Source organism: Mesorhizobium sp. WSM4841, from assembly GCF_055811515.1.
In genome coordinates this window covers 82519-92735 of sequence record NZ_JBVVQC010000018.1, presented here as the reverse complement: position 1 = coordinate 92735, position 10217 = coordinate 82519, and the positions used below count along the sequence as shown (strand labels likewise).

Annotated in this window: 8 protein-coding genes and 1 pseudogene; 5 read left to right on the top strand and 4 right to left on the bottom strand. The window is 64.6% G+C overall.

Features of this window, described 5'->3' with window-relative positions:
- Window positions 1-44 precede the first annotated feature (44 nt).
- Window positions 45-641 carry a DUF922 domain-containing Zn-dependent protease gene (locus AC0L14_RS21145; RefSeq protein ID WP_123148065.1) on the bottom strand — a complete coding sequence of 199 codons (597 nt, stop codon included), beginning with the start codon at window positions 639-641 and terminating at the stop codon, window positions 45-47.
- Between the two features lie 236 nt (window positions 642-877).
- Here AC0L14_RS21145 and msuE point away from each other — a divergent pair, with 236 nt between their 5' ends.
- From msuE to AC0L14_RS21120, 5 genes are read left to right on the top strand one after another with little or no spacing between them, the layout of a single operon-like run.
- On the top strand, window positions 878-1429 hold the full coding sequence (msuE, locus tag AC0L14_RS21140; RefSeq protein ID WP_473750617.1) for an FMN reductase: 552 nt from the start codon (window positions 878-880) through the stop codon (window positions 1427-1429).
- Between the two features lie 54 nt (window positions 1430-1483).
- On the top strand, window positions 1484-2848 hold the full coding sequence (locus AC0L14_RS21135; protein ID WP_473750616.1) for an LLM class flavin-dependent oxidoreductase: 1365 nt from the start codon (window positions 1484-1486) through the stop codon (window positions 2846-2848).
- A 26-nt stretch (window positions 2849-2874) separates the two neighbouring features.
- Complete coding sequence (locus AC0L14_RS21130; RefSeq protein ID WP_473750615.1) at window positions 2875-3723, top strand: ABC transporter permease; 849 nt, start codon at window positions 2875-2877, stop codon at window positions 3721-3723.
- Window positions 3724-3782: 59 nt separating this feature from the next.
- A complete protein-coding gene (locus AC0L14_RS21125) occupies window positions 3783-4781 on the top strand; it encodes an ABC transporter substrate-binding protein (protein ID WP_473750614.1) in 999 nt (332 codons plus the stop codon).
- A gap of 14 nt (window positions 4782-4795) precedes the next feature.
- Window positions 4796-5557, top strand: coding sequence for an ABC transporter ATP-binding protein (locus AC0L14_RS21120; protein WP_473488949.1), 762 nt, complete (start codon window positions 4796-4798; stop codon window positions 5555-5557).
- A 34-nt stretch (window positions 5558-5591) separates the two neighbouring features.
- On the opposite strand, the gene AC0L14_RS21115 is transcribed toward AC0L14_RS21120, so the two are convergent.
- The 3 genes and pseudogenes from AC0L14_RS21115 to AC0L14_RS21105 all read right to left on the bottom strand — a co-directional run bounded on the left by AC0L14_RS21115 (window position 5592) and on the right by AC0L14_RS21105 (window position 10132).
- Complete coding sequence (locus tag AC0L14_RS21115) at window positions 5592-7571, bottom strand: acyltransferase family protein (RefSeq protein ID WP_473750613.1); 1980 nt, start codon at window positions 7569-7571, stop codon at window positions 5592-5594.
- A gap of 331 nt (window positions 7572-7902) precedes the next feature.
- A pseudogene (locus AC0L14_RS21110) lies at window positions 7903-8111 on the bottom strand (SPW repeat protein); the annotation flags it as partial.
- A gap of 65 nt (window positions 8112-8176) precedes the next feature.
- On the bottom strand, window positions 8177-10132 hold the full coding sequence (locus tag AC0L14_RS21105; RefSeq protein ID WP_473750611.1) for an acyltransferase family protein: 1956 nt from the start codon (window positions 10130-10132) through the stop codon (window positions 8177-8179).
- Window positions 10133-10217 lie beyond the last annotated feature (85 nt).

Below are 10217 nucleotides of genomic sequence, written 5' to 3'. Positions count from 1 at the left end.
GCCGACCTGTCCGCCGCCAGCCTTGCCGTGGTTTCCATCCACCCCTACCGCCCCATCAGCAAATTAACGATGAGCTGCTGAAGATTGCCGCGCGGGGCGAATTCCACCCGGTCGAAATCGCGGCTTGCCTGCCGCTGCGCCTGGGAGAGTTCGGCAAGCCGCCTTGTCATTTCGGTCCTGATCTTGCTGCAGCCGGGATCGTCGGGGACGGACAGGCCGATGGTCGCCGTCTCGATCTTGCGGGCCATGTCGACGATGATGTCGCCATGCACCTTTTCATGGGCGGCGAGGCCAGCGGCGAAAACGTCCCAACTCTTCTGCACGGCGGCCGGCACCGGCCCGGACGTTTTGGGCAAGGTGTAGGTTATGATGAGCTTCGGCCGCGCCGACACCAGCACGCAGGCGTTGCCTTGTCGCTGATAGTCCCTGACCCAGGTCAGCTTGAAATTGGTGTAGGCCATGGCGCGGACCTTGCCCTTGCCGATCATCGGCCCGCGCTCGCCCATCGAGGCGTGGAGCTGGGGACCGGTTTGCCCTGAAACGGCGTAGGTCTCGACCTTCTCGACCGGCTTCCATCCCGCCTGCGCTGGCGATGCCAGCAAACAGGGCAGGAGCAGATATATCAGAACGGCTGTTTTCATGCGAATCCCCGGGCCGATACCTTTGGTGCGCTTGAGATCATCAACGCGTGGCCGGAATGCGGTCAAGGCGCCGTTGCCAGACACGGCGTTCGCATTTCGCGTCGAAAGAACCAATCAACGGCGATGTGCCGCAAACTCAATCCGCTTGAAGGGCTCGTTTTGAAATCTTCTTTCTGATCTAATTCTATAAACTAAGTAGACTTAATACACAGAAGCCGTTTTGCGAGGAGCCCAAAATGTCGAAAACCCTGGTGGTGGGGCTGTCGGGCAACCTGACCCGTCCGTCCAAGACCAAGGCGTTCATCAGCCACATCGTCGCTGAGGTGGCGAGCAGCACCGGTGCAGCCTCGACCGTTTTCGACATCGAGGATCTCGGTCGGTCCTTCCCGCAGGCAAGGCGTATTGGCGAGCTGGATCCGTCGGCCAGAAATATCGTCGAGCAATTGCTGGACGCCGATGTCCTGGTGATTGGCTCGCCGACTTTCAAAGGCAGCTACACCGGGCTTTTCAAGCATTTCTTCGACCTGCTCGATCCGTCATCCCTGAGGGGAAAGCCGGTCATCCTTGCTGCGACCGGCGGCGGCGATCGTCATTCACTGGTTGTCGAACATCAGCTGCGGCCGCTGTTCGGCTTTTTCGAGGCGCTGACCCTGCCGACCGCGATCTACGCCTCCGACAAGGACTTCGCCAACGGCGTGCTGGTGTCCGAAGCCATCCATGCTCGCGCCACGCAAGCGGTCGCCGAAGCATGCCGGGTGGTGCCACGCAGCGTCGGTCTTGCCGCCTGAACACCGGCCAGTGACCCTCGATGCCCTTTCCGCACAGCTCAGAAGGAGCCCGCAATGACCAGATCCAGCAAGTCCAGGCAGATCAAGCTTGGTGCTTTCCTGCCCGGTGGCGGACAGCATATCGCAGCCTGGCGCCATCCTAACGCTCCGGCCGACGGCGCGACGAATTTCGAGTTCCATAGGCAGCTCGCGCTGACCGCCGAGCGCGGCCTGTTCGACGCCTATTTCCTCGCCGACAATCTGACCGTCGGCCTTGGCGCCCGCGAAGGCGGCAATGCCAAGATCGCCGGGTTCGAGCCGGTGACGCTGTTCGCCGCATTGGCGCCGCTCACCACGCATCTGGGCTTCATCGCCACCGCCTCCACCACCTATGAGGAGCCCTATACGCTCGCCCGCAAGTTCGCCTCGCTCGACCTGCTGTCGAATGGCCGGGCCGGCTGGAATGTCGTGACCTCAGCGGGCGACGAGACCGCGCGCAATTTCAACCGCGAGACGCAGCCTGCCCACGCCGAGCGCTATGCCCGGGCGCATGAGCATGTCGAGACGGTCAAGGCGCTGTGGGACAGCTGGGAAGACGATGCCTTCATCCGCGACAAGAAGTCGGGGCGCTTCTACGACAAGGATAAGCTTCACGACATCGACCACAAGGGCCGGCATTTCAGCGTCAAAGGCCCGCTCAATGTGCCGCGCCCGGTGCAGGGTCACCCGGTGGTGGTGCAGGCCGGGCAGTCGGAGGACGGCCGCAGGCTCGCCGCCCATTCGGCTGAGGTCATCTTCACCGCCCATCAGAATCTCGCCTCGGCGCAAGAGTTCTACCGCGACATCAAGGCGCGCGTGACGGCGGTCGGCCGCGATCCCGGACAGGTGCTGATCATGCCGGGCGTAGCTCCCTTCGTCGGCCGCACCGAAGAGGAAGCCCGCGCCAAGTACCAGCAGCTGAACGACCTGATCCTGCCCGAGGACGGCGTGGCCCTGCTCAACGGGCTGGCGGGCCAGACGCTCGACATCAGCGGGTATCCGCTCGACGGACCGCTGCCGCCGAGCAAGGAAACCGAAGGCATGAAGAGCCGCCAGGCACTGATCCGCCAGATTGCCGACGAGCACGACTTCACCATCCGCCAGCTCTACCAGTGGGTGGCGACGGCCCGCGGCCACTACACCGTCATCGGCAGCGCGGTGCAGGTCGCCGATCAGCTGGAGGAATGGTTCGGCAACGACGCCGCCGACGGATTCAACATCCTGCCGCCCTGGCTGCCTGGCGCGCTCGACGATTTCGTCGACCTGGTGATCCCCGAGCTGCAGCGCCGGGGCCTGTTCCGCACCGCCTACGAAGGCAGGACGCTGCGCGAGAATCTCGGCCTCAGGCGGCCGGAAAACCCCTGGACCGCCGGCCGCTCCAAGGTGCTGGCCGCCGAATAGATTCTCTTAAAGCAAAGGGCAGGACGATGAGTTTGCAACACATCGAGCAGCGGGTCACGATCGGTACACATGACGGCAGAACCAGCCTTGGCGCCGTTTTCCCGCGCCTGGCCAACCGGACTGTCGTCCGCTTCCTGTCCCGCTACGGCATCCTGATCGGCTTCCTCGCGATCTGGCAGGTCTCGAGCCGCGCGGGATGGGTCAACGCCGCGGTGCTGCCGCCGATCGACACGATCGTCTCCGCATTGTGGAACGGTCTGGCCGGCGGCACTTTGCTCGGCGACATCGCCATCAGCCTGCAGCGCGCCGGCCTCGCCTTCGCGGCGGCGGCGGCGGTTGCCATCCCGCTTGGTCTGTTCATGGGCCAGGTGCGCGCCGTCGAAACCGCGCTTGATCCGATCCTGCAGGTCTTCCGGCAGACCTCGGCGCTGGCGCTCTATCCGGTGTTCATCCTGCTGCTCGGGCTGGGGGAGGCATCAAAGGTCTTCGTCATCCTCTGGGCGACGCTGTTTCCGCTGCTGCTCAACACCATCAGCGGCGTCAAGCAAGTCGATCCGAAACTGCTTGAGATGGCCCGGGTCTATGGCGCCGCGCGGCTCACCGTGTTTCGCCGTGTCGTGCTTCCAGGGGCCGTCCCGTCGATCTTCGTGGGCTTAAGGCTGAGTGCGACCACGGCGCTCTTGCTGCTGATCGCCTCCGAAATGATCGGCGCCAACAAGGGCATCGGCTTCCAGGTGATGAACGCGCAGTACAACTTCCAGATCCCGCTGATGTTTGCGGCGATCGTCATCCTCGCCGGCCTCGGCCTGATCGCCAACCAGGCGCTGGTCAGCCTGCAGCGGCGGCTCTGCCGCTGGAGCAATCCCATCGACTGACCAGCCTTCACCATCCTCTTCAACAGGCACCACCCTCTCCAACAGGAAAGACCGGACCCATGCCAATCACTCGCCGTTCCCTGCTTGCGGGCGCTCCCTTTGCCGCCGGCATCATCGCCGCCGGCCTGCCCCGCTTCGCCGTTGCGCAAGCCGCGCCGGTCACGTTGCGCTACCTCGCCAGCCGCGGCAGCATCTCGCCGCATGAGCTGGCGGAGGCGCTCGGCTATTTCAAGGGCCTCGGCGTCAAGCTGGAGAATGTCGGCTACTCCAGCGGCGGCCCGGAATCGCTGTTCGCGCTCGCCTCCGGCAGCGTCGATCTCGGCTCGGCCGCGACCGCTGCGGTGATCAATTCGATCTCCGGCGGCAACGACTTCGTCGCCGCCTATCCAAGCAACGGCATCAACAGGCAAGTGCGCAGCGTCTTCTACGTGCTGGAAGACAGCCCGATCAAATCGATTGCCGACATCGCCGGAAAGACCATTGCGGTCAACACGCTCGGCGCCCATCTCGACTACACCGTGCGCGAGGCGCTGCACGGCGTCGGCCTGCCACCGGATGCCGCCAACCTCGTCGTGGTGCCCGGGCCGCAGCTTGAACAGACCTTGCGGTCGCGTCAGGTCGATATCGCGGCACTGGGCTATTGGCAGGCGACGTTTGCCGGCGCGCTGGTCGACAATGGCGGCGTGCGCGGCGTGTTCAACGACACCGACGTGCGGGGCCACGGGGCGGGGGGCGCACTGGGCGGGCGGCGCGCCTCCACCCGGGCCCTGCGGGCGGGGCCCCGAATTTGCGGCCCCCTGTGGGCGGGCGCCGCCGAGGGGCCGCGCCAGAACCCGGACGAGGCGCGCAAGGTGCTCGCGGACATCCTCGACAAGCGCGGCGAAAATGGCGAGCTGGCGCGCTACTGGACCGGCTTCGGCCTGCGTGAAGGGGCGAAGGCTGACGACCGCGACATCGACTTCTGGGTCAGCGTGCTGGAACGCGACGGCCGCCTGCCCAAGGGCAAGCTGAAAGCCGCTGATATCCTTTACCGGCGCGGCGAAACGAAAACCAACTGACCGGGAGACGGGCCATGGCCACCACAAGCGGCGGCGAGGTCACGATACGTGACCTCTCCAAATCCTTCACCCTTGGCGGGCGCCCGCTTGCCGTGCTGAGGGCGCTCAACCTCGACATCCGCTCCGGCGAATGCCTCGTCATTGTCGGCGCCAGCGGATCGGGCAAGACCACGCTGCTGCGCATTCTTGCCGGGCTGGAGGCTGCCGACAGTGGCGGTGTCGCGATCGACGGCAAGCCGGTCCATGGCGTCGGCTCCGAGCGCGCGGTGATCTTCCAGGAACCGCGCCTGCTGCCGTGGCTGACGGTACTCGGCAACGTCGCCTTTGGCCTCGAAGTGCGGGGCGTGCCCAAGGCGGAGGCGGAGGACAAGGCCCGCATCTATACCGCGCTCGTCGGTCTGGCCGAATTCAGCGATGCCTATCCCAGGCAGCTTTCGGGCGGCATGGCGCAGCGCGTCGGCATCGCCCGGGCGTTGACCGTGCGGCCTGAAATCCTGCTGCTCGACGAGCCGCTAGGCGCGCTCGACGCGATGACCAAGATCGGCATGCAAGAGGAACTGGTGCGCATCTGGAGCGAAGAGAACGTCACCATGATCATGGTCACCCATGATCTGGAAGAAGCGATCTATCTTGCGGACAGGGTGCTGATCCTGCCCAGGGAGAAAGGCGGCGCAGCACGCCTGGTCGAGGTTGAACTGCCGCGCCCCCGCGATCGCAGCGAAACCCGGTTCGTGCGCTATCGCGAAGAACTGCTGCGTGAGTTTGGCCTGCACTGAGACGTCGGGTGAAAAAGCGCGTCTTGCGCCGCCCTTACATCTCCGCCGCCACCTTCGAGAACAGCGCGCGCTCGATCGGCGGCTCCAGCGTTGCCGCAAAGGGCGTTGCAAGGTGGTGGCGATCGCGGAAGGCCAGCATGCCGTCGATGAACACATGGCAGGTGGTCTGATCGCAAAAGCGGTTCGTCATGTCGAGATAGGTGGCGTTCGGAATGCCGCGCACGATGTCGCGCTCTTCCTTGGCGATGTCGTCATTGGCGGCCATCACCCTCTGCGTGTCGCATGCGGCCGGCGTCTGGCCGCGCCACAGGGCGCGTGCCACGCATTTGTCGGCATAGCTGCTGTTGAAGGGCACGTCTCTGATGACCGCGACCCTGATCCCGGCCTGACTGAACGCCCCCAGGGTCCAGCGCAGGCCGCTCCGCCACTCCTCGTTCCAATTGGCGTGCTTCAATTCATCGGGCGATTCCCGCGTCATATTACCCATCGAGAATTCCGAGATCACCACCAGGCTCGGATGCAAAGCAATGATGTCCCTGATCGACTGCTCGCGCCATTGGTCGCATTCGGTGTAGTCGCGCTTCAGCCGCGAGTTCCAGGTCGTCACCCGCGAGGCGCGGCAGGAGGATTTCAGATAGGTGACGACCCGGTAGTTGTTCTTGCTGGCCGCCTCGATCAGCGGCGTCGACCAGTGGTCGGCATGCGAATCGCCGAACAGCACCACCGAGTGCTCGGCATCTTTCGCGCCAAACACGCAAGGGTTCGGCTTGATGGTTTCCAGATCGAGCACGCAGCCGGCGTTGGTCGCGCGCACCGTGGAACTCTGCGCCGCGCTGCTTGCGATGACGCGCTGTTCGGGGCTGAGATTGTGCTCGGCAAAGCGCGCATTGCCATAGGCCACGACCACGCCCGCACCGGTCAGCATGACAGCGGGAACGAGCGCTCGCGCCGCGTTCGCCATCAGCCAGCCATTGCGACGGATCGGGTTTTCGATGAAATTATAGGTGAAGATCGACAGCGCCAGCGTCAATGCCGCGCAGGCAAGCCGCCCGGGCCAGGACAGGTCGGGCACCATCATCGTCGCATAGACGATGACCGGCCAGTGCCAGAGATAGAGCGAGTAGGAAAGCTTGCCAAGCCACTGCATGGGCGACAGCGACAGCACGCTGATCGGTAGGTTCTGCGCCGCGCTCCGGCTTGCACCGCTGCCGCTGAGCAGCACCAGCACGGTGCCGGCGACCGGCACCAGCGCAATCACCCCGGGGAAGGGGGAATCCTCGCTCACCATGAGATAGGCGCCGGCGATCAGCGCCAGGCCAAGCCATGCCAGTGCTGCGCCCAGTTGCGGGCGCTCTCGCCAGAATTTTGCCGGCGCCATCGTCGCCAGCCCGCCGGCGGCGAATTCCCAGGCCCTGAGCGGCGAGAAATAGAAGGCCCAGGGCTGCGACACGGTGGTGAGCCAGGCGCAGACGGCGAACGACACCACGCCGGTGAGGCCGATCACCAGGATCGCAGTGCGCTTGCCCGGGCGCAGCCATGCCGCCAGCAGAAGCAGTCCCGGCCATACGAGATAGAACTGCTCCTCGACCGAGAGCGACCAGAAGTGGATGAAGGGGTTGTTCGCCGCATCGGGGGCGAAATAGTCGAACGACCAGCGGATCAGCCAGAAATTGATCGCATAGGCCGAGGCGTACATGGCGCCTTTCGAATAGAGCGACTGTTCGTCCGGCGACAGGATGAAGTAGCCCGCGACCAGCGTGGCGAAGATGACGAACAGCGAGGCCGGCAGCAGGCGCCGGGCGCGCCTTGCATAGAACCGCCACAGGTCCAGCCTGCCGTCCTCGGCGATTTCCCGCAGCAACTGGCCGGTGATCAGATAGCCGGAAATGACGAAGAAGATGTCGACGCCGGTGAAGCCGCCCGGCAGGTCCGACAGACCGAAATGGAACGCGACGACGCCCGACACCGCCAGCGCGCGTAAGCCCTCGATATCCGGCCGGAACGATGGCGACACGGCGATACCTCGCGTAGAGTCGTTGAAAAAAGCTACCCGTTTCGAAGACTCAACGCGATGCGCCGATATGCACTGCAAAAAATCTAAGGCAGCGCAACATAAGCAAAAAATCTAACGCAGTGCAATATAAGTGGAAGTTCGCGGACTGCAGCCGCGATGTGCACGTCGGCGTGCACGTCAGGAAGCGCAGCGCCAGCGCCAGCCTGAACCCACGCGACGGCCGATTTTTTGACACAGGAGGTGATTGGCCCGGCGAGCGGGCCTGCGCACCGATCTCAGGCTTTAGAGGAACCTGCCGCCCCCGCGCCGGGCTCCCCCTAAGTCGTCACCATCACGCATGCGCTGGCGGATGACGACGGTGGTCCCAGACTGCCCAGACCGACGCCGCGACCACCAGCACGCCGAGAACCACATGGGTTCCCATCGCGTTGAAGTTCGCCGCGAAGCCAAGCAGCCAGGGCGAAACGATCAGCCATAGCCCGACAACAAGGTTCGCCCACTCTTCCCATTCGGCGATGCCGAAAGCGTGGCGACAGCCAGAGGCGCCGGACGACGAAGACCTGCCTGAGCGGGCAGTCGCCTCCCGCCTTACTTCACGGCTGTGGTCACCGTGTTGAGAACAGCGCGCGCTCGACCGGCGGCTCCAGCGTTTGCGCAAAGGGCGTCGCCATGTGGTGGCGATCGCGGTAGGCCAGCTTGCCGTCGATGAAGACATGGCAGGTCTTGGCGTCGCAGAACCGGTCGGTCATGTCGATGTAGGTCGCGTTGGGGACGGCGCGCACGATGTCGCGCTCCACCGCGGCCATGGCGTCGTTGGCGGCGTCGGTTCGCGGCGCGTCACATACCGATGGCGTCTGTCCACGCCACAGCGCGCGGGCCACGCAGGTGTCGACAAACATGCTGTTGAACGGCACATCGCGGATGAAGGCGACTTTCAGTCCGGCCTGGCTGAACGCCTCCAGCGTTGCGCGAAGGCCGGCCTGCCAGTCCTGATTCAGGCTGTCGGATTGCTGCGCATCGGGCGACAGTTTGCGCGAACTGGTCAGCGCTATCTCCGATATCACCACCAGGCTCGGGCGCAGGGCGATGATCTCCTTGATCGATTGCTCGCGCCATTGATCGCACTCGGTGTAGTCGCGCTTCAGCTTCGAGCTCCAGACCGTCAGCCGCGAGGCCCGGCAGGCGGCTTTGAGCCAGGTGACGACCTTGTAGTCGTTCTTCTTCGCTGCCTCGATCAGCGGCGTCGACCAGTGGTCGGCATGCGAATCGCCGAACAGCGCGATCGAGCGCTCGGCATTCTTGGCGCCGAACACGCAGGGCTTCGGCGTCACGGTCTCGTAGTCGAGAACGCAACCCACCTTGGCGCGCGCGGTGGAGGGCTGCGCGGCAGTTTCGGCAATGATGCGTTGTGAGGGGTCGAGGTCGTCCACGGCAAGGCGCGCATTGGCGTAGGTCGCCATGACGCCGGCGCCGGTCAGCATTGCGGCGGGGATAAGCGCGCGCGCCGCGCTCGCCATCAGCCAGCCGTTGCGACGGATCGGGTTTTCGATGAAATGATAGGTGAAGATCGACAGCGCCAGCGTCAATGCCGCGCAGGCAAGCCGCCCGGGCCAGGAGAGGTCGGGCACCATCATCGTTGCATAGACGATGACCGGCCAGTGCCAGAGATACAGCGAGTAGGAAAGTTTCCCCACCCATTGCAAAGGCGGCAGCGCCAGCATGGCGCTCGGCCCTCTTTGGACATTGCCGGAGCCGCTGAGCAAAAGGAGCACGGTGCCGGCCACCGGCATCACCGCCGCGACGCCGGGGAAGGGGGTGTCCCGCTCGCTGAAGGTCAGATAGGCGCCGGCGATCAGCGCCAGGCCAAGCCATGCCAGTGCTGCGCCCAGTTGCGGGCGCTCTCGCCAGAATTTTGCCGGCGCCATCGTCGCCAGCCCGCCGGCGGCGAATTCCCAGGCCCTGAGCGGCGAGAAATAGAAGGCCCAGGGCTGCGACACGGTGGTGAGCCAGGCGCAGACGGCGAACGACACCACGCCGGTGAGGCCGATCACCAGGATCGCAGTGCGCTTGCCCGGGCGCAGCCATGCCGCCAGCAGAAGCAGTCCCGGCCATACGAGATAGAACTGCTCCTCGACCGAGAGCGACCAGAAGTGGATGAAGGGGTTGTTCGCCGCATCGGGGGCGAAATAGTCGAACGACCAGCGGATCAGCCAGAAATTGATCGCATAGGCCGAGGCGTACATGGCGCCTTTCGAATAGAGCGACTGTTCGTCCGGCGACAGGATGAAGTAGCCCGCGACCAGCGTGGCGAAGATGACGAACAGCGAGGCCGGCAGCAGGCGCCGGGCGCGCCTTGCATAGAACCGCCACAGGTCCAGCCTGCCGTCCTCGGCGATTTCCCGCAGCAACTGGCCGGTGATCAGATAGCCGGAAATGACGAAGAAGATGTCGACGCCGGTGAAGCCGCCCGGCAGGTCCGACAGACCGAAATGGAACGCGACGACGCCCGACACCGCCAGCGCACGCAGCCCTTCGATATCAGGCCGAAACGATGCTGACACGGCGAAAACCTCACATAGGTCGTTGAAAAAGCCCCGTTGCGAAGACTCGACGCAATGCATTGATATTGCAATGCAACAAATCTAA

Excerpts from the sequence above, each read along its gene's own strand:
- AC0L14_RS21145 (WP_123148065.1), bottom strand. The coding sequence starts at position 641 with ATGAAAACAGCCGTTCTGATATATCTGCTCCTGCCCTGTTTGCTGGCA.
- msuE (WP_473750617.1), top strand. The coding sequence starts at position 878 with ATGTCGAAAACCCTGGTGGTGGGGCTGTCGGGCAACCTGACCCGTCCG.
- AC0L14_RS21135 (WP_473750616.1), top strand. The coding sequence starts at position 1,484 with ATGACCAGATCCAGCAAGTCCAGGCAGATCAAGCTTGGTGCTTTCCTG.
- AC0L14_RS21130 (WP_473750615.1), top strand. The coding sequence starts at position 2,875 with ATGAGTTTGCAACACATCGAGCAGCGGGTCACGATCGGTACACATGAC.
- AC0L14_RS21125 (WP_473750614.1), top strand. The coding sequence starts at position 3,783 with ATGCCAATCACTCGCCGTTCCCTGCTTGCGGGCGCTCCCTTTGCCGCC.
- AC0L14_RS21120 (WP_473488949.1), top strand. The coding sequence starts at position 4,796 with ATGGCCACCACAAGCGGCGGCGAGGTCACGATACGTGACCTCTCCAAA.